Raw genomic sequence first — 22,836 nt, forward strand, 5'->3', positions numbered from 1 at the left:
AAATAAAACGGATAAGCTATAAAAAGCGAAAATCAAATAAGGCTCATAGCGGGATAATCGAGTTTTTTTCTATCTTTGTTTTTCGCTCAAAAAATAAAAAATAGATGGGTTTAGTTACCGCCAAAGAAGTTGCAAAAGCAATTAATGTTGAGAAGTACGGGGTCTTAGGGACTTTTTCCGGTTGGTTATTAATGAAGGTACTCAAGATCTCTACCCTAAATAAAGTTTACAATCGCAATAAAAATTTAAAAGAAATTGATTTTTTAAACGGAATAGTCAATGACTTACAAATAAAATTTGAAATTCCAGAAGAAGATTACAAACGCTTGCCTAAAGATGGAGCTTATATTACTATTTCAAATCATCCGCTTGGAGGAATTGATGGTATTTTGTTGTTGAAATTAATGTTGGAAAGAGAGCCTAATTTCAAGATTATTGCTAACTTTCTTTTGCATCGAATAGCCCCGTTAAAGCAATATATTATGCCAGTGAATCCTTTTGAAAATCATAAGGATAAAAAATCGAGTGTTTTAGGAATAAAAGAAACTTTACGCCATTTAAGTGATGGAAAACCACTTGGGATGTTTCCAGCAGGAGAAGTGTCGAGTTATAAAGACGGTCAACTTATTGTAGATAAACCATGGGAAGAAGGAGCAATCAAAGTTATTAGAAAAGCTCAGGTACCTGTTGTTCCTATTTATTTTCATGCTAAAAACAGTCGTTTGTTTTATATGCTTTCTAAAATCAGTGGAACTTTACGCACGGCAAAATTGCCATCGGAACTTTTTAGTCAAAAAAACCGTGTGATTAGAGTGAGAATTGGAAAACCAATCTCGGTAGCTGAGCAAAATGAGTATGAAACGATAGAAGCTTATTCTGAATTCTTGAGAAAGAAAACATATATGCTGGCTAATCCTTTTGAAAAAGAAAGTAAATTACTAACACCATCAAATCTAAAAATTACAAGAAATCCTAAGGAAATTGCAACTCCAGCTAATGTAGAAAAAATTATTTCGGAAGTCAATGCCTTAAGGAATACCGATTGCCGACTTTTGCAAAGCAAGAATTACGAAGTTTTTTTTGCTGAAGCAGATAAAATTCCGAGTGTCTTACATGAAATAGGTCGTTTGCGTGAAATTACCTTTAGAGAAGTAGGTGAGGGAACTAATGAGTCTATCGATTTAGACAAATTTGACAAATATTACCACCATCTTTTTTTATGGGATGATGAAGCCAAAAAAATTGCAGGCGCCTATCGAATGGGATTGGGTTCAGAAATTTATCCAAAACACGGTATTGAAGGTTTTTATCTTAATGAACTATTTCGTTTTGAGCCAGAATTGTATGAAATGATGCATCAATCCATTGAAATGGGACGTGCATTTATCATCAAAGAATACCAACAAAAACCAATGCCGTTGTTCCTTCTTTGGAAAGGAATTATCCATACCACATTGCGTTTTCCAGAGCATAAGTATCTTTTAGGTGGGGTAAGTATTAGTAATCAGTTCTCTGATTTTTCAAAATCTTTAATGATTGAATTCATGAAATCCAATTATTACGATCCTTATATTGCACAATACATTCATCCAAAAAAAGCCTATAAAGTAAAGCTAAAAGATGCCGACAAAGATTTTATATTCAATGAAACGGAAGCCGATTTGAATAAGTTTGATAAGATTATTGACGAATTAGAACCAGGTATTTTACGTTTGCCAGTATTGATAAAAAAATACATCAAACAAAACGCAAAAGTGGTCGCTTTTAACGTGGATCCTTTGTTCAACAATGCTGTAGATGGTTTAATGTACATTAGAATTGCTGATATTCCAGAAAGCACCATGAAACCAGTAATGGAAGAATTTCAGGCTGAACTGGAACGGAAATTTAACGAAAAAGGAGAATACCCTATATAACAACAAAAAAGTCTCTAATTACAGAGACTTTTTTTATTTAAAACCAAGGTTTTCGACCTAGTTGATAGGTTCTATAAAATTCTTCATCGGACTTAGTCAAATAAATAATTCCTTCTATAAGTCCTAATAATCCAGTAAGAGTTCCAAATGTAATCAGACTTAGAAAAAGCCAAATAATACCTTGTTTGGTATAGCCTAACAGAAATTTATGAATTCCAAAAGGACCTAAAATTATGGCTAATAATCCAGCCGCTAATTTTTTATTGTCTTCTGGGTACGGTTGCGGATTGTTCCAATGTTCGTATTTTGAATTTTCCATAATCACATATTTAACGTATTGTCAGACACTAAATTTATAAAAATAAATCCAAATATTGAAACACAACAAAGCATCTTTTATTCTAATTAAAATAAAGAGCTTTAATCTTATCCACAATTACCTGGGCTAATCGTTCGTGACTTTCAAATGTCCATCCCGCTACGTGAGGGGACAATAGTACATTATCAGCATCTAATAAATACTGAAAAGCTTCTGGCGTATTTTTATCCTGAAATAAGGTTTCGAAAGAAAGCTTCTCATATTCTAAAACGTCTAATCCAGCACCTAATATTTTTCCTGATTGTAAAGCAGTAACCAAATCAGCAGTTACAATATTTTTCCCTCTTGAAGTATTAAAAATCCAAAACGGTTTAGCAAAAGCATTGATATATGCCGAATTGACCATTTTGTCCGTTTCTGGAGTCCACGGAAGATGTAAGCTCAAAACATCCGTTTTTTGCTGTAATTCAGCTAATGAAACTTGTTTTGCATTGGCATCGCCTACATTTTCTTTGATATCATAACAAAGTACCTCAAGATCAAAGCCTCTTAGTTTTTTGGCAAACCATTTTCCCATATTGCCGTAACCAATAATACCTACGGTTTTTCCATCTAATTCATGCCCACGATTGCTTTCTCTGTTCCAATGTCCAGAACGAATTTCTCTATCGGCACGATTTAGATTATTAAAAAGTGACAAAATCATGCCTAAAGTATGTTCAGCTACCGCATTTCGGTTTCCTTCCGGAGCAGCAATCAATTGGATGTTTTTAGACGAAGCATAATCGCAATCAATACTTTCTAATCCAGCACCCACACGAGCTATAAATTGAAGGTTTGTTGCTTTGTCCAAGAAAGTTTTATCAATTTTAAATCGACTGCGGATTACAATTCCGTGATAATCCTGAATTTTTGATTCTATAATTTCTTTTGACGAAGTAAAATCTTCATGATTTTCAAAACCTAATTCCTGCAATTGTTGCATCAAAATGGGATTATTACTGTCTATGTGAAGAATTTTAATATTCATATTTGTTATTGAATTGAGACCTCAAAAATAACAAAAAACCATTTCTAAATTTAGATAAACTTAGAAATGGTTTTGGGTGAATTAATCAAACCTAAAGTAGTTTTTTACATACGCTTTTTACGAATAAATTGTTAGTTAATATCTAATCACCCTTTCGTCTCCGAATAAAAATCGAGAAATCTTGTCGTAAAACATGTTGAATAACTTTTTCATAATAATGCTTATTTAATGTTAGTTACTAATTAAATCATTAACAAGAAAAGTTAGGTGTAGACGGGGATTCATTGTTTTAAATTTACGGCTATTTTTTAGTTTTATAAAAACAACTTATAAAATATTCGATATAATACAATTTTAATAGATAAACTACATGATAATCAGATAATTGAATTATTTTATTTACAAATAAATCAGCTTGCAAATGACAAATTTCAGTTGTTCTTTAAAAATTTAAAAAAAGAAAACATGAAATAAACTATATTTACATTCTTGTTTACAAATGTGTAATTTACATTTATATAAAACCTTCTATATTATATTCAAAATGAAGATAACCATGAATTTTTTACGTCTTAGTATTCTATTAAGTTTTATTATTAGTTCCATAACGGTTCATTCACAGAAATTAAAAAAGAATCAATTTGATAATCCTCTGGCATTACAACGAGCAGATCCGTTTGTAACAAAAACTCCAGATGGAATCTATTATTTTATTGCTACTGCTCCAGAATACGACCGAATTGAAATACGCAGTTCAAAAACGATTAATGGGATTAAAGAAGCAAAGCCAGTTGTGGTGTGGCGTAAACACGATAAAGGCGCTATGGGAAATCATATTTGGGCTCCGGAGTTGCATCGAATTGATGGGAAATGGTACATTTATTTTGCAGCAGGATCGGCTGAAGAGAAATGGAAAATACGCATGTATGCGTTGTCAAATCCTTCCGAAGATCCAACAAAAGGGGAGTGGAATGAAGAAGGTCAAATTGTAACTAAAAAAGATGTGTTTGCTTTAGACGCAACTACTTTTGAGCATAATGGACAACGTTACCTTATTTGGGTAGATAGAGGCCCAGAAAATGTAGTAAACACTAGTTTGTACATTGCAAAAATGACTAGCCCAACTACAGTTGATGACAAACAAGTGGTAATTAGTCAGCCCGATTACGATTGGGAAATGCACACTTACAAAGTAAATGAAGGACCGGCTGTATTGATTAGAAACGGAAAGGTGTTTTTAACCTTCTCTGCAAGTGCTACTGATGCGACTTATTGTTTGGGTTTACTTTGGGCAAAAGAAGGTACCGATTTGCTTGACCCAGCTTCCTGGAATAAATTAGACAAACCAGTTTTCTTTACTAACGAAAAATTCAAACGCTACGGTCCTGGACACAACAGTTTTACCGTTGCCGAAGATGGAAAAACAGATGTAATGATTTACCACGCTCGTGATTACGAAAAAATCATTGGTGATGCCTTATCAGATCCAAACCGTCACACTCATGCCAGAGTTTTAAAATGGACTAAAGATGGAATGCCTGATTTTGGACAAGACATTGATGATAATGATATGGCTTTGAAAAAGAAAAAATAATTTGCTTTTTAGTTATGTTGAAAAAAGGGCTTCTCAAATTACTGGGAAGTCTTTTTTTCTTATGATTTTCCTTAAAAGGTATATCCAAATCCTAAACGCAAATAGGGAGTGTATTGATTCCTTTTTTGGGCATCATCCACATTTTGAACATTAGCTGTAGTATAATTATCTTTTAAATAGACTACTCTATAACCAAATCCTAAAGCAGTTTCATAAGTAAAATGATTTCCTATTTGACGTTTAATACCCCAAGTTGGAATAATGGACAGATCTGCTGTTTTGGTAATATTATCCTCTAAATTAATGACAAACCAGTCGGGATGATAGTTTGTTCTAACAGAAAGATAATTGCCACTATTGTTAGCCGTATTTTTTCCTTTGGAGTTTCTTTTTGCTAAATTGTAATAATATCTAGGCTCTATAGTCAAAACGGGTTGAAGTATAAAACCTGTATTGCTATAATGATCACCAACAGTAAAATCATTTTCTAAGCCTATCTCACTTCTTAAAACAATGCTATTAGTTAATTTGCTTTCATTGGTTATCCATATTCCAATTCCTGATCCAATACCAGTTTGAATACTAAAAAAAGATTTTTCAACACTGGTTTCTTGAGCACTTGCTTTTAAATTAAATCCTAAAATAAGTAGTATTATGATTTTTTTCATTTTTCAAATTCGGTATTGATTTTTTTAAAATTAAAAATCAAATATAAAAAATATATTACAAATCATTTGTTTGGGCTAAACTTATTTTTAAATTTTATCCGACAACTAAATTTATGGTTATTTATAAAAAAAAAGACTTCTCGAAATTCGAGAAGCCCTTTTTGTGTTTTTAAAGACAGGAATTTAAATTCCTTTAATTTTTTTAACCGCCGCTTTAATTCCGCGAATTAATGACGAACTAAATCCGTGAGATTCCATTTCGCTCAGTCCTGCAATTGTACAACCTTGAGGCGTAGTTACTCTGTCGATTAATTGTTCTGGGTGAATTTGTTCTTCCATAACCATTTCAGCAGCTCCTTTTACCGTTTGGGCAGAGATAGCTAATGCCGTTTTCCAGTCAAATCCTATTTCAATTCCAGCTTGCATAGAGGCTCTAATATAACGCAAAGCAAAAGCAGTTCCGCTTGCTGCTAAAACTGTAGCAGCATCCATTAATTTTTCATCAATTACTGGAGCTGTTCCTAAATCTTTAAAAAGAGTTACTAATTTTTGCCCTTGCTCTGTATGTTTTTCACTGAAAGAAATACAAGTTGCCGAAGCTCCGTATTGTGCCGCAATGTTAGGCATAATTCGAATGGCTTGGTGGTCTTCGCCAATTTTACTCTGAAGCGCTTCAATTGATAATCCGCTTACTCCGGAAGCAATTATTTTATTTGAAATAACAGGAAGAATTTCAGCCAAAACAGTATCTACCTGATACGGTTTAATCGTTAAAATAATAATATCAGCCTGTTGTATGTTGTGTTTATTGTCTGAAGAAACGCTAACACCTAATTTTTCTAAATATAAAATGCTTGATGTGTTTCTTCTTGTTACTGTAACTTGGTGTTCAGTTGAAAATTTAGCCATTCCTAATGCAATAGCAGCTCCTAAATTTCCTCCTCCAATGATATGTATATTCATATTCTTTTATTTATTATCTTCTAATTATTAAAAACCTAATATCATTTTGGCAATCGAAAAATAAATTAAGATTCCGCAAATGTCATTACTTGTAGTGATAAATGGTCCGGTTGCCAGTGCGGGGTCAATTCCAAATTTATCTAATAATAACGGAATAAATGTTCCAATTAATGATGCGATTACAATTACTGATATAAGTGCAACAGTAACAATAAGACCAATGACAACCTCAACATTGAGTAAAAAATGACTTCCAATAAATAAAATAGTGGCTAGAATAACCCCATTTAATAAACTCAACGAAACTTCTTTTATCAATCGGTTGAATAAGGATCCACTCAAAGTATCATTCGCCAAACCCTGTACAATAATTGCCGAAGATTGTACGCCAACATTTCCTGCCATCGCAGCAATTAGTGGTGTGAAAAAGAAAAGATTGCCATGTTCTAACATCGCGCCTTCAAACAATCCCAACACTCTTACTGTTATAAAACCACCTAATAACGCTAAAACTAACCAAGGCAAACGTGCTTTAGTCAATTCCATAATGCTGTCATCGGCCTCAACATCTTGAGAGATACCCGCAGCCAACTGGTAATCCTGATCGGCTTCGTCCTTGATTACGTCTACGATGTCGTCAATAGTAATTCTTCCCACTAAGCGCCCCAGCTCATCTACTACAGGAATAGCCTCTAAATCGTATTTTTGCATGATACGAGCTACTTCAACATCTTCGGCATCAACATTTACATAATTCAGTTTTCGAATGTAAACATCACTAATAGCCGTTTTTGTAGAAGTCGTCAATAGATCTTTTAATGACAAACGTCCTTTTAACCGGTCTTCATCATCGACCACATAAATGGAATGTACTCGAGAGATATTCTCGGCTTGAATACGCATTTCTTTCACACAGGTTAGTACGTTCCAATTTTCATTGACTTTTACTAATTCCTTGTGCATGATTCCACCTGCCGTATCTTCTTTATAACGAAGCAAGTCGACAATATCCTTGGCGTGCTCAACGTCTTGTAGTTCCGAGATTACTTCTGCTTTAATCTCTTGTGAAAGCTCGGCAATAATATCGGCAGCATCATTAGTTTCAAGTTCATCTAATTCCTCTGCGATTTCTTTTGGCGAAAGCCTACTCAATATATTTTCACGCAAATCATCTTCTAATTCCAGAAGAATTTCTGCTGTTTTATCACTGTCTAAAACTTTAAAGATATAGGTTGCATCGTCAAAATCAAGTTCGTCCAGAATTTCGGCAATATCAGCATGGTGGATGTCATTCAGAATCACTTCCAGTTTATGGTCGTTTTTTTCCTGAATAAGTTTCTTTACTTCATGTATAAATTCCTTGCTGATTTTAAACTCCATCGGCTTCTATTTTTTGAGTAAGTTCAATAAATTGTGTTACATCCAGTTGCTCTGGACGAAGGTCAAAGATAGTATCTTCTCTTAACTTATCGGATAAATTCAATGTTTTTAAACTGTTACGTAAAGTTTTGCGTCGTTGCTGAAAAGCCGTTTTTACTACCGTAAAGAATAGTTTTACACTACAAGGCAAACTATAATCTTCTTTTCTTCGCATGCGCATTACGCCTGATTTCACCTTTGGTGGCGGATTAAAAACATGCTCATCTACGGTAAACAAATATTCGGTATCGTAGAATGCCTGAGCCAGAACAGATAGAATTCCGTAAGCCTTACTTCCTTTTTTCTCGCAAATACGCTCGGCTACTTCTTTTTGAAACATACCAGAGAATTCCGGAATTTGATCTCTCAATTCTAATACTCTAAAAACAATTTGGGTCGAAATATTGTATGGAAAATTCCCAATTATAGCAAATTGCTTGTTTTCAAAAACTTCATTGATATTGTATTTCAAAAAATCCTGAGAAATAATTTTACCATGCAATTTTGGATAATTGGCTTCCAAATAAGTCACCGATTCGGTATCGATTTCAATTACATAAGTGGTGGTAGGTTTGTCCAACATATACTTGGTCAAAACCCCCATTCCTGGTCCTATTTCTAATATATCCTCATATCCTTCTAAGCTTAAGGTATCGGCAATGGCTTTAGCAATACTTTCGTCTTTTAAGAAATGCTGTCCGAGGTGTTTTTTGGCTTTTACTTTATCCATGTTGTTGTTGCGAGGCACGAAGCAATCTCGTATGTTTTTAAGTTTATTTTGCCACGAAGGCAGGAATACACAAAGTTTTAAAAAAAACTAGTGTTCCGAAATCACTTGTAGTTCCGTTTTAAAAGTGAGCATTTTTTCGCCAAAAAGCTTTTGTCCTTCTGCTTGTAATGCTGGTGCATCTTCACGATAGTATTTTTCTAAAGTAGCTTTACTATCGGTAGTGTATTGTGTGGAGTAAGTTACGCCTCCCATTTCTTCTTCTACCAAAACACGAACTAACCGAGCCGAAATAAATTTCCCTGTAGCAATCATTTCAGGAATGTGTTTGTGTTGCATCCAGATTATCCATTGGTCGTGAACGCTTTCGTGTATGTTAGTGGTAACGTTGTATATTATCATTCTTATTTTGTTTAATCGGTTAACGGTTTAATCGGTTAAACGAATCAACGGTTAACCGATTAAACTTTTTTATAAATTTTTATCTCCCCTTAACTCCCTAAATTTCTTGCGGGCTTCGACAAAATAAATACTGTCTTGATGCTTGAAAATAATCTTCTCATACAGCGGCTTGGCTTTTTCAGCTTCGTTTAATTTTTTGCTGTAGATTTCTGCCGAAAAAAACAGCGCTTCATCAATGTAAATTCCATCGCTGTGTTGTTCCATTATTGATTGGTATTGGCTTAAAGCCAAATTGTATTCGCCAATTTTTTCATAGGTTTTCCCCAGTCGCAATTGCGTTACAGCTTCAATTTCCTGTCCTTTAAATGTTTCTAAAACCAGTTGAAATTGGGTAATGGCTTCCTGATCTCTATTTTGATACAATAAATAATCTCCTTTTGCAAAAGCCTTCAAAGCGGTTTGTGTCGAATCGGCTACGGTATTGTCATTAATCAATAAAAAATATTCTAAGGCATCGTTAGCAATCAACTGCGTGTTTGCCGATTTCATCTCCTTAAATTGTTTTAATGCCCAAGGAAAATCGCCTTTAAAATAACTCGTTTTGGCTGCTTTCAAACTCGCTTCATGAGCCACGACATCATTTTTTAGATCCATTTCAATTTGCGAATAATACAACAACGCCTGATTGAATTTTTCTTCGAAAAGTAAAATATCTGCCAGTTCCATTTTGGCTTGAGCCACTTCGTAATTATTCAGTCGCAAGTCCAAAGCTTTTTTTACAATTGCCTTGCCTTGTTCTGGTTTTTTCAGATTAAAAGCCACAAAATGTGCCTGAATCAGCTGCAAAGATAAGGTAAAAGGACTGATTTCATATTCTTTCAGTAAAGTCTCAATTTCGGAATTGATGGTTGCGAAATCTTTTTCGGTAGCTTTTTTGATTTTTAGTTCTATCAAATAGGAATGTGCCTGAACTAATAATCCTAAATCTTTGGTGTTTTCAATTACAAAAGCCAGAATTTCCGTTGCTACTTCCTGATCGTCTTCTTCAATGGCTAAGTTTGCCAAATTTAAAATGGTAGAAAGCGATTCGGGATTGCGTTTGTAAATGGCTTTTTCCTGAATAAAGGCTTTCGAAAATTCTTTTTGTTGGACATAAAACCAACTCAAATACTGATTCCAAAACAAATCTTGATTTTTTTGAACTTTTAGAATTAAAGCTTTTCGCAAAGCATTGCTGAAACTCACATCCGCTTCATCAGTCATAAAACGTGACAATTGATTCTGAATCATAACCGAACTTTGAGGGCTATCAAAAGCTTCGTCCAGGAAAGTATTAATCATCATTTCATAATTACCCAATTGTCCGTAAAGCAAACCTTGTTGGTAATTAAAATTATAATTGGGCTGGATTTCGGTAGCGGTTTGATAGGCTTTTAAGGCATATTCTAATTGTACTTTTCGTTCAAAAGAACTAGAAATTCCATAGACTTCATTTGGATTTTTACGAATGCGTTCTATAGCTTGGTCATAATAACTTTTAGCTTTTGCATCGTTTTTTTGCAATTGATAATTATAACCTAATTCGACTAAAAGATTTCCCTGATTGTATTTTGTTAACCGATTTAGGATGGCTTTTTCGGCAACATCAAACTGCTGTAATTGCTGACAACAATCTATGGTTCGAAGAAAATATTGCATGTTTTGAGGAACGTTTTCTAACAATTCCTCATAACTGATTTTGGCTTTTTCAAAATCGCCTTTGTCGTAATAATACTGTGCTAATTGTTCGTTTTGAGAGAAACAAATTAATGAAAAAAACAAGGCGATATGTAGAAATAGTTTTTTCATTATTCATTTTTTTGCTAAACACAATTAGTTCAAAATTATTTAACCGCAAATTCGCAAATTTTATTTTATTAAACTTATAAAAATAATTTGCGAATTTGTGGTAAATGAAAACAAACGAAAGTTAGTTTATAATATCAAATCCGCAGTACGGACGTAAAACTTCAGGAATTACAATTCCTTCCGGAGTTTGGTAATTCTCAAGAATTCCAGCTAAAACTCTAGGCAAAGCCAATGAACTTCCGTTTAAGGTGTGTGCCAATTGGTTTTTACCGTCTTTGTCTTTGTAACGTAATTTTAAACGATTTGCCTGAAAAGTTTCAAAATTAGAAACAGAAGAGATTTCTAACCAACGTTCTTGTGCCGTAGAATAAACTTCAAAATCATAAGTCAAAGCGGAAGCAAAACCCATATCGCCACCACAAAGACGTAAAATTCGGTATGGTAATTTCAATTCGTTTAGAATTTCTTTTACGTGTTCTACCATTCCGTCCAGAGCTTCGTATGATTTTTCAGGATGTTCGATGCGTACAATTTCCACTTTGTCAAATTGGTGCAAACGGTTTAATCCACGAACATGTGCTCCATAAGAACCTGCCTCACGACGGAAACATGGTGTGTAAGCAGTTGTTAGAATTGGAAATTCGTTTTCTGTCAATAATACATCTCTAAACAAGTTGGTTACCGGAACCTCAGCCGTTGGAATCAAATATAAATTATCCGTAGCATCGTGGTACATTTGACCTTCTTTGTCTGGCAATTGTCCTGTTCCGTAAGCCGAAGCTTCGTTTACAAAATGAGGTACCTGAACTTCATTGTAACCAGCAGCGGTATTTTTGTCTAAGAAATAATTGATTAAAGCACGTTGTAAACGCGCTCCTTTTCCTTTGTAAACTGGAAATCCAGCTCCTGTAATTTTATTTCCTAATTCGAAATCAATGATGTCGTATTTTTTTACCAATTCCCAGTGTGGTTGTGCTCCTTCGTGCAAAACGGGAACTTCGCCAGCTTCAAAAACGTTTAAATTTTCCTCTGGTGTCTTTCCTTCTGGAACAATATCGGCAGGAAGATTAGGTAAAGTGTATAGTTTTTCAGTAAGTTCGGCAGCAATTGCATCGGCAGTTTCGGCTAGTTTCTTACTTTTTTCTTTGTTGCTAACTGTTTTTTCTTTTAAAATGGCTGCTTTGGCTTTTTCGCCTGCTTTCATCATTTCGCCAATGTCTTTGGACAATTTATTAGATTCGGCTAAGATGTTGTCTAATTCTACCTGCGTAGCACGACGACGCTCATCAAGTTGTACCACTTCTTCCACAACACTTTTGGCATCCATATTTCTTTTTGCCAAAGCTTTGATCACTTTTTCCTGATTCTCTCTAATAAATGCAATTTGTAACATAGTTTGATTTTTATAACTATAAAATTTCTAATAACGGTAGCAAATTTAAGGAAATGTTTGAGACTTATGAGACAAAGTTTTGAGGAAATGTTTTGTGAAAAGTTATTTCACAAAGTCACGCAAAGTTTTCGCTGAGACTAGCAAAGTTTAATTTAAAAATTCTCTGTGAGCCTTTGTTGTTTTTTCTTTGAGAATCTCTACGGAATTAAAAAAACTATTTCGCAAAGTCACGCAAAGTTTTCGCTGAGACTCGCAAAGTTTTATTTAAATATTCTTTGTGAGCCTTTGTGTTTTTTCTTTGAGAATCTCTGCGTTATAACTAAGTTCTCTTAATCTCATGACCCACAAACTCCTCTAAAGCAGCAAACATTTCGTCTACAGAAAGTACTTCGGTGTCAGGATGGGATTTTAAGAAAGTGGCATTAAGTTGAACCAAATTTTCTTCCAGTTCAAAAAAAGTATCATTGTTCAATAAATCTCTGGTTGGATTAACGCCTTCTAATTTTCCTTGCAAAAATTTGTTGAGCTTAACACTACTCATTAAACGAACTTTTTTAGCTTGTTGCTGGAATAATTCTAAGTGTTTTTCGGCGCCAATTAACTGCAAACCTTCTTCAATTAATTCATTCAACTCTTTGTTCCAACCGGATTTGTAAACAAATTGAGCAAAATTACCTTCAGTATGTTGCGCCACATAATAATCTAAATAATAACTCATCAAGGCATCTTCGTGAATCAAATCGTCGTCAATTTTTTCCTCACGCATTAAATTGATTACCGAAATATTCGAATTGATAATGTCTTGTGGGTTTTCGCTTTTGGCTGCGTTTTCTGAGATAATGATTTTACCGAATTCCATTTTGAATTTTTTAAGGAGTAGTTTGCAAATTTCGGGCAAAATAAGTTAGCATGGAAATGTTTTTAATCTCCATTAGTTTCGTTGCTGTTTTTTTGCTGATTCATTTTGGCAACCAAAGCTTTCAAACGCAAGGCTTTTGCTGCTTTCTCTTCTTGCAGTTTTGCTTTTTTTCGATTCAACAATTTGGTATGTAAAGCCTTGTTTTTGGTGTTTTTTTCAGGTCCTTTTGCCATGATTTATTTTCTTTAAATCTGTTTGCAAAGATAGGGAAAAGAGATTTCAGGTTTATTTAAGCACTTTTTCGTAAGCTTTTCTTGGCGCTCCTCTAAGAAGTACTTCGCCACATAAGGTATAGTTCAGGTTTTTAAAAATTTTCATCATCGCAAAATTGTCAAAATTAGTGTCGGCTTTTATGCTGTAAATGTTGTTTTGAAGCGCAAAATCTTCCACATAATTCATGATTTTTTTGGCTAGACCTTTGCCCAAATAATTTTCATCAATTGCTACTCGGTGTATAACAACAAAATCATCATTTGTCAGCCATTTTCCATCAATTGTTTCATAGGCAGGTTCGTTATTAATCATCACAGCAACATATCCTATGATTTTTTCTCCTTCAACTAAAATAAAACCATATCCTTTTTCAATGTCATTTTTTACCACAGTTAGATTTGGATAGCCATCTTGCCATTGATTACTTCCGTCATTTTTTCTTCTAATAATGGCTTGTTGTAACAGTTTCCAAATTGAATCTGCTTCGGATATTTCGGCTTTTCTAAAGGTATAATGCATCTTTAATTTCTTTGTTTCAAATATAAAAATTAATCTTATTAGCATTGGAGTTTTTGATTGGGAAATCCTTTTACTTTTTTCGTTAAAAATAGAAAGATTGCAATGTCTCGAAGTTTCGGGAGCGGTAAATAGCTCCAAATAAAATTGGATTCCTTATTTTTGCGCTCTATAAAATTGAATTATGCTACAGAATCCAGAAAGATATACCATTACGGCGGCTTTGCCTTATACTAACGGACCAATTCACATTGGGCATTTGGCGGGTGTTTACGTGCCTTCGGACATCTATTCCAGATATTTAAGATTACAAGGAAGAGACGTTTTGTTTGTTTGCGGAAGCGATGAACACGGAGTTGCTATTTCGATGAAAGCTAAAAAAGAGGGCATTACACCTCAGGAAGTTATTGATAAATACGATGGAATTATCCGTAAATCGTTCTCTGATTTTGGAATTGCATTTGATAATTATTCTCGAACTTCGGCTCAAATTCACCACGAAACGGCTTCGGAATTCTTTAAAAAATTATACGATAAAGGTGATTTTATCGAAGAAGTTACCGAACAATTGTATGATGCTAAAGCAGATCAATTTTTGGCGGATCGTTTCGTAATTGGAACTTGTCCAAAATGTGGTAACGAAGAAGCGTATGGCGACCAATGCGAAAAATGTGGTTCGACATTGAATGCTACTGATTTGATTAATCCAAAATCGACTATTACGGGAGAAACTCCTATTTTGAAATCGACAAAACACTGGTTTTTGCCATTGGATAGATACGATGCATTTTTGAGAGAATGGATTCTGGAAGGACATAAAAACGACTGGAAACCTAATGTTTACGGACAAGTAAAGTCCTGGATTGATGGCGGATTAGAGCCTCGTGCGGTAACTCGCGATTTAGATTGGGGAATTGATGTTCCTGTGGAAGGTGCCGAAGGAAAGAAATTATACGTTTGGTTTGATGCACCAATTGGTTACATCTCATCTACCAAAGAATGGGCTGCCAGAGAAGGAAAAGATTGGGAACCGTATTGGAAAGATGAAAAAACCAAATTGGTTCATTTTATTGGGAAAGACAATATTGTTTTCCATTGCGTGATTTTTCCAGCGATGTTAAAAGCTGAAGGAAGTTATATTTTACCTGATAATGTTCCTGCTAATGAGTTCCTGAACTTGGAAGGAAATAAATTATCGACTTCTAAAAACTGGGCAGTTTGGTTGCACGAATATTTGGAAGAATTTCCAAACCAGCAGGATGTTTTGCGATATGCTTTGACTTCGAATGCTCCGGAAACTAAAGACAACGATTTTACCTGGAAAGATTTTCAGGCTAGAAATAATAATGAATTAGTAGCGATTTTTGGAAATTTCATTAATCGTGTGGTGGTTTTGACCAATAAATATTATGAAGGTATTGTTCCTGCTCCAAATGAATTTTCAGAAGTAGACGAAGCAACTTTAACAGAATTAAAAGCTTATCCAGCAGTGATTTCGAGTTCTGTTGAACGTTATAGATTCCGTGAAGCTTTAGGCGAAATGATGAATGTGGCTCGTTTAGGAAATAAATATTTGGCTGACGAAGAACCTTGGAAAATGGTTAAAACCGATTCAGAACGTGTAAAAACCCAAATGTATGTTGCTTTGCAAATTGCTGCTGCTTTGAGCGTTTTGTGTGAACCGTTTTTACCTTTTACGGCTGCTAAATTAACTCGTATCTTAAAAATCGAGGATAAATTAAACTGGAATGCAATTGCTGAAACTTCAGATTTGCTTCCTGCAAATCACCAAATCGGGCAAGCTGAATTGCTTTTTTCTAAAATTGAAGATGAAGAAATTCAGAAACAAATAGACAAACTAGAAGCGACTAAAACTGCCAATAGTGCTGAAAACAAAAAAGCCGAACCACAAAAAGATTTGATTCAGTTTGAGGATTTTGCCAAAATGGATTTGCGCGTTGGAACAATTTTAGAAGCCGAAAAAATGCCAAAAGCAAACAAACTTTTAATTTTAAAAGTAGATACGGGAATTGATGTTCGTACGATTGTTTCCGGAATTGCTGAAAGCTTTAAACCAGTAGATATCATCGGGAAACGCGTGACTGTTTTAGTGAATTTGGCTCCAAGAAACCTTCGTGGTGTAGAAAGTCAGGGAATGATTTTGATGACTAATAACGCCGAAGGGAAATTGGTTTTCGTAAATCCAGATGCCGATGGTGTTGGAAATGGAGAGACTATAAATTAAAAATTAGCCACGAATTTTAAATTTTAAATTCGTGGCAAAATAAATATAAAATGAACCTAAAAGTAATTGCTTTCGACGCTGATGATACGCTGTTTGTAAATGAAACGTATTTTCTGGAAACTGAAGAAAAGTTCTGTGAATTAATGAGTGATTATCTTTCTCATGATGAAATTGCTCAGGAGCTTTTTAGAATCGAAATCTACAATTTGAAAATTTACGGTTACGGTATTAAAGCTTATATTTTGTCGATGATTGAAGCTGCAATGACTATTTCAAACAAGACCATTCCAATTGAGGTTGTTGATAAAATTATCCAATATGGTAAAGAATTGTTAGACAAACCTATTGTTCTTTTGGATGGAGTGGAAGAAACTTTGGAATCTTTACATGGAAAATACAAATTGGTTGTGGCTACTAAAGGTGATTTGTTAGATCAAAGACGCAAACTACACAATTCGGGTTTAGGAAGGTATTTTCATCATATCGAAGTAATGTCAGATAAGAAAGAACAGGATTATCTGGATTTGATTAAACGTTTAGAAATTCAACCTTCGGAATTTTTTATGGTTGGTAATTCCCTAAAATCAGATGTTTTGCCGGTTTTAGCTATTGGTGGACACGCTGCACATGTGCCATTTCACACTACTTGGGCACATGAAAATATTGATTATGAAGTAGAACATGAAAACTTCAGTTCACTAGAAAAAATTACCGAAGTCATTCCTTTGTTGTAATTAGAAAGTATCGATTCCTTTTAAGTTTTGAAGAGATATAATAGATTAAAACTATTATTGAATAGAAATCAAATTCAGTTTGTGAAAGATTTTTACACGCTTTTTAGTAACTTTACCTCACGTTTAATAAAAAACTCACGAATATGTTATCAAAAAATATAGAAACTGCATTGAATAAGCAGATTCGCATCGAAGCAGAATCTTCTCAAACTTATTTGTCTATGGCTTGTTGGGCTGAAGTAAATGGATTGGAAGGAATCTCACAATTTATGTACACACAATCTGATGAAGAGCGTGCGCATATGCTTAAATTAGTTAAGTATGTAAACGAGCGTGGTGGTCATGCACAAATTACCGATTTAAAAGCACCTAAAACAAGCTATACTACTTTTAAAGAAATGTTTGAAGCTTTGTATGAGCACGAAATTTTTGTTTCGGATTCTATTAACGAATTGGTTCATATTACTTTTGAAGAAAAAGATTATGCTACACATAATTTCTTGCAATGGTATGTTGCTGAACAAATTGAAGAAGAAGCTACAGCAAAAACAATTTTGGATAAAATTAACCTGATTGGTGACGATAAGGGTGGATTGTATTTGTTTGATCGCGATATTCAGCAACTAACAGTTACAAGTTCTGTTGCTATAAATCCAAAATAAAAAAGTTAAATTTTATTTAGAATATATAAAAATAATATTTTTTCTTTTATATTTGTCTCGGTTTTAAACTGATAGAAAAGGTGAGCAAGAAAGAAAAGGAAAAAGACAAGAAAAAGAAGAAGAAAGACAAAAAGAAAAAAGAAGCTCTTAATGTCATTAAAAAAGCGGAAAACTGTAAATCTTCTTGTTGTGAAAAATTCAAAAAGTCAGAAAACAAACGTTGCAAACGTTGTCCAATGTATGATTTGATTAAAAAAGTAGCTTAAACTTATATATAAAACCCCATCTCGTTCTAAAAAACGAGATGGGTTTTCTGTTTAAATTCAAGTTTTAAACTATTTTCCTAAAAGCAACACCTCATTCACGACTACTTCTGTAACGTAGCGCTTTTCACCGTTTTTATCATCATAACTGCGGTGGGTCAATTTGCCTTCTATGGCAATTTCTTTTCCTTTTGTTGCGTATTTTTCGATAATTTCGGCGGTTTTTCCCCAAGCTACTAATCGATGCCATTGGGTTTCTTCTATTTTTTCTCCTTTATCGTTTTTGTAACTTTCATTAGTTGCTAATGTAAAATTGGCTAACTTTTTACCTCCGTCAAAATTTTTGATTTCTGGATCATTTCCTAAATGTCCAATCAACTGTACTTTGTTTCTTAATGCATTCATGGCGTGTAAAATTTAATTGTTAATAAATTTAATTGATTTCAAAATTGTTATTGTCATTGCTGTTGTTGCTTTTCGACGGTACAAAGTTGCAACCAACGCAATGCTTTATTCGGTTGATAGTTACTTACTTTCGGTTGTAAATACTTGTAAGCGTTTGTAAGCGGATAATGTTTTTTTGTATCTTGCAGAAAATCAAAATGTTTTATGCAAGCAGAAATTAATAAAGTTGAATTACGAAATCTAAAAATAGAAGACTACAAAGAATTAAAAAATTCGATGATCGAATCCTATCCAGAAATGGTAGATGATTATTGGAAAGAAGCCGATATTAAAAAATTACTCAAAATATTTCCCGAAGGACAGCTGGTAATTCTGGTAGATGATATGGTTGTGGGATCAGCATTGTCCTTAATTGTTCCCGAAGATTTAGTAGATAAAAACCATGATTATGCTAAAATTACCGGGAATTATACTTTTTCTACACATACACCTACGGGTGAAGTTTTATACGGAATAGATGTTTTTGTGGTGCCAAAATACCGTGGCTTGCGTTTAGGCCGTCGTTTGTATGATGCGCGAAAAGAAATTTGCGAACAATTGAATCTAAAATCCATTGTATTTGCAGGACGAATTCCAAATTACAGTCAGTATGCTCAGGAACTTACGCCTAAAGGTTATATTGATAAAGTAAAAAGAAAAGAAATTCATGATCCAGTATTGTCATTTCAATTGAGTAATGAGTTTCACGTGATGCGAATCATGAAAAACTATCTCGAAGGAGATAAAAGGTCAAAAGAATTTGCAGTTTTATTAGAATGGAACAATATTTATTATGATGAAAGTCCGCAAATTATCAATATTACAAAGAGCGTTATCCGACTGGGATTGATTCAGTGGCAAATGCGACCTTTAGGGAATTTAGAAGCCTTATTTGAACAATCTGAATTTTTTATTGATGCGGTTTCGGGTTATGGTAGCGACTTTGCGGTTTTCCCAGAATTGTTTATTGCGCCTTTAATGGCTGATTACAATCATTTATCTGAAGCAGATGCCATTCGAGAATTAGCTAAATATGCCGAACCGATTAGGAAACGTTTTCAAGAATTAGCTATTTCTTATAATATCAACATTATAACTGGAAGTATGCCTCATTTAATTGATGGAACCTTATACAATTCAGGTTTTTTATGCAAAAGAGATGGTACTTATGAAACGTATACAAAAATACACATTACGCCAAATGAAGTTTTTCATTGGGGGATTACAGGAGGAAATGCCATTCAAACTTTTGATACCGATTGTGGAAAAATAGGAATTATCATTTGTTATGATGTAGAATTTCCTGAATTATCGCGATTAATGGCCGATGAAGGTATGAATATTTTGTTTGTTCCTTTCTTGACCGATACACAAAATGCTTATACCAGAGTCAAACATTGTGCGCAAGCCAGAGCTATTGAAAACGAATGTTATGTTGCTATTGCGGGCTGTGTGGGGAATTTACCAAGAGTGAATAATATGGATATCCAATATGCGCAATCGGCTGTATTTACACCATCTGATTTTGCTTTTCCAAGTAACGGAATTAAAGCAGAAACCACTCCAAATACCGAAATGACCTTGATTGTTGATGTCGACTTGGATTTACTGAAGGAATTGCACGAGCACGGAAGCGTCAAAATCCTAAAAGATCGTCGTCATGATTTGTATCGAATTAAAAAGGAAAAAGCTAAATAGAAAATCGTCAAAAATTAAAAAAGCGATAACGTATTTAGACTGCTAAAATATAAATTTCACAAATATGAAAAACTGTTTAGAATGTGGTGAAAAAATTATAGGTCGGGAAGACAAGAAATTTTGCAGTGATGGTTGTCGCAATGCCTATAACAATAAAATAAACAAGGACAGCAATAATATTATGCGCAATATTAATAACAAATTGCGTAAAAATTACCGCATCCTTACAGAGCTCAATACTGATGGAAAATCGAAAACGACAAGAACCAAATTATTAGGCAAAGGATTTGACTTTGATTTTTTTACTAATATTCTAAAAACCAAAACAGGAAACACCTACTACTTTCTGTATGATCAAGGTTATATGTTATTAGAGAATGATTTGTATATCCTTGTAAAAAAAGACAATTAGCAATCTCTCCCAAATTTACCTAAAATGAAAAAAGATTTTTCCTCCATTTTTTCAGTCCTGTTTTTTATAGCTGTTTTAACTTTTGTTTATTTCAGCATGATGCCGCGATGGGCTGTTGATGATGACAAACCACTTGCAGAATTTTCGACCAAAAGAGCTTTGACTCACATTAAAACAATCAGTCAAAAACCACATTATGTTGGTTCAGAAAATCACAACCAAGTTGCTAATTATTTAAGATATGAATTAACAAAACTCGGATTGGAAACCCGTTTTCAAGATGGATATACCTTAACCGATTGGGGAAATTTGGTCAAGTCTAAAAATATTTTGGCTCGAATAAAAGGAAGCCAAAACGGAAAAGCTTTATTGTTACTTTCGCATTATGACAGTGCGCCACATTCGGCTTCTCCTGGAGCCAGCGATGATGCTGCAGGAATTGCTACCATATTAGAAGGTGTTCGCGCTTTTTTGCATAATAAAACGCCGCATAAAAACGATATCATTATTTTATTTACTGATGCCGAAGAACTCGGACTCAATGGAGCGGTACTTTTTGTAACCCAACATCAATGGGCAAAAGAAATAGGTTTAGCACTTAATTTTGAAGCACGAGGAACATTGGGACCAAGTTATATGTTGATGGAAACCAATAATGGAAATGCAGGAATGGTTAAAAATTTTGCTGCTGCAAATCCCACTTTTACAGTTTCTAATTCGTTAATGTACAGCATTTACAAAATGTTGCCTAACGATACCGATTTGACTGTTTTTAGAGAACAAGGCAGTATTCAAGGTTTTAATTTTGCTTTTATTGACGGACATTATAACTACCACACCGCTCAAGACGATATTGATCATTTAGATGTTAACTCTTTAGCACATCAAGGTTCTTATTTGATGCCTTTGCTGAATCATTTTTCGAATGCCGATTTGAATACCACAGCTGCAATGGAAGATGATGTTTATTTTTCGATTCCTTTTAGTTTCATAAGCTATCCTTTTAGTTGGGTAGTTCCCATGTTAATTATTGCTTTTTCGTTGTTCTTTTTCTTTATCTTTTTAGGAATTGCCAAAAAAATAGTAACTGTTCCTAGAATGTTGCAGGGTTTTATTCCCTTTTTAGGATCACTATTTTCGGCAGGATTAATTACTTTTTTAGGTTGGAAAATTGTATTAGCAATCTATCCGCAATACAATGATTTACTAAATGGGTTTACTTATAATGGGCATGCTTACATTGCTGCTTTTGTATTGTTGAGTTTGGCTATTTGTTTTGCTTTTTATCGCTTTTTTACGCCTGATAGAATTAGTGCTAATCATTTTGTGGCTCCATTGTTCATTTGGCTGTTGCTCAATACTGGAATAGCTTTTGGTTTGCAAGGTGCTGGGTTTTTAATTATTCCGGTGTATTTCGGAATTTTTATGTTTGGATTTTATATTCTTACGCAAAAATACAGTCCCATTTTAAATTTGATTTTAGGTATTCCTGCTTTATTAATTATCGCTCCATTTATTCAAATGTTTCCAATAGGTCTTGGGTTAAAAATATTGTTTGGAAGTGCTATTCTTACTGCTTTGTGTTTTGGATTACTGTTGCCCACATTGGGGAATTTTGTCCAAAAAGGAAGTTGGTCAATCCTTTTTTTATTAGCTTCGATTGGCTTTTTTACCAAAGCACATTTGGAATCCAATTACGAGAAAGGAAAAGCAAAATCAAACAGTTTGGTTTATCTTTTGGATGCCGATACAAACGCTGCACAATGGTTGACGTATGATAAAAATCTGGATTTCTGGACTAAAAGTTATTTAGGCGAAAATCCAAATTCGCCAAAAGGTCTTGAAGAAGTGCCGCTTTTTAGCAAATACGATTCCGAATTTACTTTTGCTGCTAAAGCCCCGATAAAAAATATTCCACAGCCTACAATTGATTTTTTAACCGATAGTGTTTCGGACAATCAAAGATATTTGAAGATTCGCATTTCGCCTAATCGAAAAGTCAATCGCTACGATATTTTTGCCAATGATAAAATGCAGTTGTATAATATTAAAACCAATGGTGTGACTCATTTAGAACAAAAAGGAAAAATATTTAAGAGAGACGGCAAAAAACTACTGAGTTATTATGTAGTTGATAATGACCCGCTGGTTTTAGAATTTAACATCAATGCAGCCACAGTATTTGATATGAAATTATTAGAAAGTTCGTTTGACTTAATGCAAAATCCATTGTTTAAAATGAATCAACGAGCCGACTGGATGATGCCAACCCCTTTTGTGTTGAATGATGCGGTAGCAATCAAAAAAGCAATCAAACCCAGTCCTAGAGTTATTCCAGATCCTAAAATTGATGTTGTAAAACAAATACCAATTGTTAAACGCCGATTTTCAGCAATCAAAACAGTTTCGGATAGTATCAATTAATTGTTTTTTGCCACAGATTCACAGATT

General features: G+C 34.0%; 22 protein-coding genes. 9 read left to right on the forward strand and 13 right to left on the reverse strand.

All coding sequences use genetic code 11. The annotated features are described in order from the left end of the window. Positions 1 to 104 precede the first annotated feature (104 nt). On the forward strand, positions 105 to 1,916 hold the full coding sequence (locus AAGV33_RS02160; RefSeq protein ID WP_373390271.1) for a GNAT family N-acyltransferase: 1,812 nt from the start codon (positions 105 to 107) through the stop codon (positions 1,914 to 1,916). A 37-nt stretch (positions 1,917 to 1,953) separates the two neighbouring features. Here the strand turns inward: AAGV33_RS02160 and AAGV33_RS02165 are convergent, their stop codons facing one another. Both AAGV33_RS02165 and AAGV33_RS02170 read right to left on the reverse strand, forming a co-directional pair. After that, positions 1,954 to 2,235, reverse strand: coding sequence for a TM2 domain-containing protein (locus AAGV33_RS02165; RefSeq protein ID WP_373390272.1), 282 nt, complete (start codon positions 2,233 to 2,235; stop codon positions 1,954 to 1,956). An 82-nt stretch (positions 2,236 to 2,317) separates the two neighbouring features. Beyond that, entirely contained in the window at positions 2,318 to 3,265 is a 948-nt protein-coding gene (locus AAGV33_RS02170) for a 2-hydroxyacid dehydrogenase (RefSeq protein ID WP_373390273.1), read from the reverse strand. 556 nt (positions 3,266 to 3,821) lie between these two features. Here AAGV33_RS02170 and AAGV33_RS02175 point away from each other — a divergent pair. After that, positions 3,822 to 4,859, forward strand: coding sequence for a glycoside hydrolase family 43 protein (locus AAGV33_RS02175; protein WP_373390274.1), 1,038 nt, complete (start codon positions 3,822 to 3,824; stop codon positions 4,857 to 4,859). Between the two features lie 71 nt (positions 4,860 to 4,930). Here the strand turns inward: AAGV33_RS02175 and AAGV33_RS02180 are convergent, their stop codons facing one another. The 10 genes from AAGV33_RS02180 to AAGV33_RS02225 form a co-directional block, all read right to left on the reverse strand. After that, positions 4,931 to 5,527, reverse strand: a complete 597-nt coding sequence (locus AAGV33_RS02180; RefSeq protein ID WP_373390275.1) for a hypothetical protein — start codon at positions 5,525 to 5,527, stop codon at positions 4,931 to 4,933. Positions 5,528 to 5,710: 183 nt separating this feature from the next. Beyond that, a complete protein-coding gene (gene proC, locus AAGV33_RS02185) occupies positions 5,711 to 6,490 on the reverse strand; it encodes a pyrroline-5-carboxylate reductase (RefSeq protein ID WP_373390276.1) in 780 nt (259 codons plus the stop codon). Positions 6,491 to 6,517: 27 nt separating this feature from the next. Then, positions 6,518 to 7,870 (reverse strand): magnesium transporter, encoded by a 1,353-nt coding sequence (mgtE, locus tag AAGV33_RS02190; RefSeq protein ID WP_373390277.1) that lies wholly within the window; start codon positions 7,868 to 7,870, stop codon positions 6,518 to 6,520. Further along, a complete protein-coding gene (gene rsmA / locus AAGV33_RS02195) occupies positions 7,860 to 8,639 on the reverse strand; it encodes a 16S rRNA (adenine(1518)-N(6)/adenine(1519)-N(6))-dimethyltransferase RsmA (protein ID WP_373390278.1) in 780 nt (259 codons plus the stop codon). Before rsmA ends, mgtE begins: the two co-directional genes overlap by 11 nt. Before the next feature lie 87 nt (positions 8,640 to 8,726). After that, positions 8,727 to 9,038, reverse strand: a complete 312-nt coding sequence (locus AAGV33_RS02200; RefSeq protein ID WP_373390279.1) for a DUF4286 family protein — start codon at positions 9,036 to 9,038, stop codon at positions 8,727 to 8,729. Between the two features lie 69 nt (positions 9,039 to 9,107). Then, a complete protein-coding gene (locus tag AAGV33_RS02205) occupies positions 9,108 to 10,886 on the reverse strand; it encodes a tetratricopeptide repeat protein (RefSeq protein WP_373390280.1) in 1,779 nt (592 codons plus the stop codon). Between the two features lie 121 nt (positions 10,887 to 11,007). After that, a complete protein-coding gene (gene serS / locus AAGV33_RS02210; protein ID WP_373390281.1) occupies positions 11,008 to 12,279 on the reverse strand; it encodes a serine--tRNA ligase in 1,272 nt (423 codons plus the stop codon). 319 nt (positions 12,280 to 12,598) lie between these two features. Then, positions 12,599 to 13,138, reverse strand: a complete 540-nt coding sequence (locus AAGV33_RS02215) for a DMP19 family protein (protein ID WP_373390282.1) — start codon at positions 13,136 to 13,138, stop codon at positions 12,599 to 12,601. 62 nt (positions 13,139 to 13,200) lie between these two features. Further along, positions 13,201 to 13,371 (reverse strand): hypothetical protein, encoded by a 171-nt coding sequence (locus AAGV33_RS02220; protein WP_373390283.1) that lies wholly within the window; start codon positions 13,369 to 13,371, stop codon positions 13,201 to 13,203. Between the two features lie 52 nt (positions 13,372 to 13,423). Further along, a complete protein-coding gene (locus AAGV33_RS02225; RefSeq protein ID WP_373390284.1) occupies positions 13,424 to 13,930 on the reverse strand; it encodes a GNAT family N-acetyltransferase in 507 nt (168 codons plus the stop codon). A 181-nt stretch (positions 13,931 to 14,111) separates the two neighbouring features. Between AAGV33_RS02225 and metG the strand changes: the two genes are divergently transcribed. The 4 genes from metG (at position 14,112) to AAGV33_RS02245 (ending at position 17,834) form a co-directional block, all read left to right on the forward strand. Continuing rightward, positions 14,112 to 16,172, forward strand: a complete 2,061-nt coding sequence (gene metG / locus AAGV33_RS02230; RefSeq protein ID WP_373390286.1) for a methionine--tRNA ligase — start codon at positions 14,112 to 14,114, stop codon at positions 16,170 to 16,172. 50 nt (positions 16,173 to 16,222) lie between these two features. Continuing rightward, complete coding sequence (locus AAGV33_RS02235) at positions 16,223 to 16,906, forward strand: HAD family hydrolase (protein WP_373390287.1); 684 nt, start codon at positions 16,223 to 16,225, stop codon at positions 16,904 to 16,906. 143 nt (positions 16,907 to 17,049) lie between these two features. Then, positions 17,050 to 17,568 carry a ferritin gene (locus AAGV33_RS02240; RefSeq protein WP_373390288.1) on the forward strand — a complete coding sequence of 173 codons (519 nt, stop codon included), beginning with the start codon at positions 17,050 to 17,052 and terminating at the stop codon, positions 17,566 to 17,568. Positions 17,569 to 17,648: 80 nt separating this feature from the next. Next, positions 17,649 to 17,834 (forward strand): hypothetical protein, encoded by a 186-nt coding sequence (locus tag AAGV33_RS02245; protein WP_373390289.1) that lies wholly within the window; start codon positions 17,649 to 17,651, stop codon positions 17,832 to 17,834. Positions 17,835 to 17,903: 69 nt separating this feature from the next. On the opposite strand, the gene AAGV33_RS02250 is transcribed toward AAGV33_RS02245, so the two are convergent. Next, complete coding sequence (locus AAGV33_RS02250; protein ID WP_373390290.1) at positions 17,904 to 18,236, reverse strand: single-stranded DNA-binding protein; 333 nt, start codon at positions 18,234 to 18,236, stop codon at positions 17,904 to 17,906. A gap of 204 nt (positions 18,237 to 18,440) precedes the next feature. On the opposite strand from AAGV33_RS02250, the gene AAGV33_RS02255 reads away from it, so the two are divergent. The 3 genes from AAGV33_RS02255 (at position 18,441) to AAGV33_RS02265 (ending at position 22,809) form a co-directional block, all read left to right on the forward strand. Continuing rightward, entirely contained in the window at positions 18,441 to 19,973 is a 1,533-nt protein-coding gene (locus tag AAGV33_RS02255; RefSeq protein ID WP_373390291.1) for a carbon-nitrogen hydrolase family protein, read from the forward strand. Between the two features lie 64 nt (positions 19,974 to 20,037). Beyond that, the gene (locus AAGV33_RS02260; RefSeq protein ID WP_373390292.1) at positions 20,038 to 20,385 is read left to right on the forward strand and encodes a hypothetical protein; all 348 of its coding nucleotides are present in this window, start codon (positions 20,038 to 20,040) and stop codon (positions 20,383 to 20,385) included. A gap of 24 nt (positions 20,386 to 20,409) precedes the next feature. Beyond that, positions 20,410 to 22,809: a M20/M25/M40 family metallo-hydrolase gene (locus tag AAGV33_RS02265; protein WP_373390293.1), complete on the forward strand. Its 2,400-nt coding sequence runs from the start codon at positions 20,410 to 20,412 to the stop codon at positions 22,807 to 22,809. Positions 22,810 to 22,836 lie beyond the last annotated feature (27 nt).

It is taken from the genome of Flavobacterium magnesitis (assembly GCF_041729735.1).
Lineage (GTDB): Bacteria > Bacteroidota > Bacteroidia > Flavobacteriales > Flavobacteriaceae > Flavobacterium > Flavobacterium magnesitis.

Coding starts and splice junctions, on each gene's coding strand:
- AAGV33_RS02160 (WP_373390271.1), top strand. CDS start 105: ATGGGTTTAGTTACCGCCAAAGAAGTTGCAAAAGCAATTAATGTTGAG.
- AAGV33_RS02165 (WP_373390272.1), bottom strand. CDS start 2,235: ATGGAAAATTCAAAATACGAACATTGGAACAATCCGCAACCGTACCCA.
- AAGV33_RS02170 (WP_373390273.1), bottom strand. CDS start 3,265: ATGAATATTAAAATTCTTCACATAGACAGTAATAATCCCATTTTGATG.
- AAGV33_RS02175 (WP_373390274.1), top strand. CDS start 3,822: ATGAATTTTTTACGTCTTAGTATTCTATTAAGTTTTATTATTAGTTCC.
- AAGV33_RS02180 (WP_373390275.1), bottom strand. CDS start 5,527: ATGAAAAAAATCATAATACTACTTATTTTAGGATTTAATTTAAAAGCA.
- proC (WP_373390276.1), bottom strand. CDS start 6,490: ATGAATATACATATCATTGGAGGAGGAAATTTAGGAGCTGCTATTGCA.
- mgtE (WP_373390277.1), bottom strand. CDS start 7,870: ATGGAGTTTAAAATCAGCAAGGAATTTATACATGAAGTAAAGAAACTT.
- rsmA (WP_373390278.1), bottom strand. CDS start 8,639: ATGGATAAAGTAAAAGCCAAAAAACACCTCGGACAGCATTTCTTAAAA.
- AAGV33_RS02200 (WP_373390279.1), bottom strand. CDS start 9,038: ATGATAATATACAACGTTACCACTAACATACACGAAAGCGTTCACGAC.
- AAGV33_RS02205 (WP_373390280.1), bottom strand. CDS start 10,886: ATGAAAAAACTATTTCTACATATCGCCTTGTTTTTTTCATTAATTTGT.
- serS (WP_373390281.1), bottom strand. CDS start 12,279: ATGTTACAAATTGCATTTATTAGAGAGAATCAGGAAAAAGTGATCAAA.
- AAGV33_RS02215 (WP_373390282.1), bottom strand. CDS start 13,138: ATGGAATTCGGTAAAATCATTATCTCAGAAAACGCAGCCAAAAGCGAA.
- AAGV33_RS02220 (WP_373390283.1), bottom strand. CDS start 13,371: ATGGCAAAAGGACCTGAAAAAAACACCAAAAACAAGGCTTTACATACC.
- AAGV33_RS02225 (WP_373390284.1), bottom strand. CDS start 13,930: ATGCATTATACCTTTAGAAAAGCCGAAATATCCGAAGCAGATTCAATT.
- metG (WP_373390286.1), top strand. CDS start 14,112: ATGCTACAGAATCCAGAAAGATATACCATTACGGCGGCTTTGCCTTAT.
- AAGV33_RS02235 (WP_373390287.1), top strand. CDS start 16,223: ATGAACCTAAAAGTAATTGCTTTCGACGCTGATGATACGCTGTTTGTA.
- AAGV33_RS02240 (WP_373390288.1), top strand. CDS start 17,050: ATGTTATCAAAAAATATAGAAACTGCATTGAATAAGCAGATTCGCATC.
- AAGV33_RS02250 (WP_373390290.1), bottom strand. CDS start 18,236: ATGAATGCATTAAGAAACAAAGTACAGTTGATTGGACATTTAGGAAAT.
- AAGV33_RS02255 (WP_373390291.1), top strand. CDS start 18,441: ATGCAAGCAGAAATTAATAAAGTTGAATTACGAAATCTAAAAATAGAA.
- AAGV33_RS02260 (WP_373390292.1), top strand. CDS start 20,038: ATGAAAAACTGTTTAGAATGTGGTGAAAAAATTATAGGTCGGGAAGAC.
- AAGV33_RS02265 (WP_373390293.1), top strand. CDS start 20,410: ATGAAAAAAGATTTTTCCTCCATTTTTTCAGTCCTGTTTTTTATAGCT.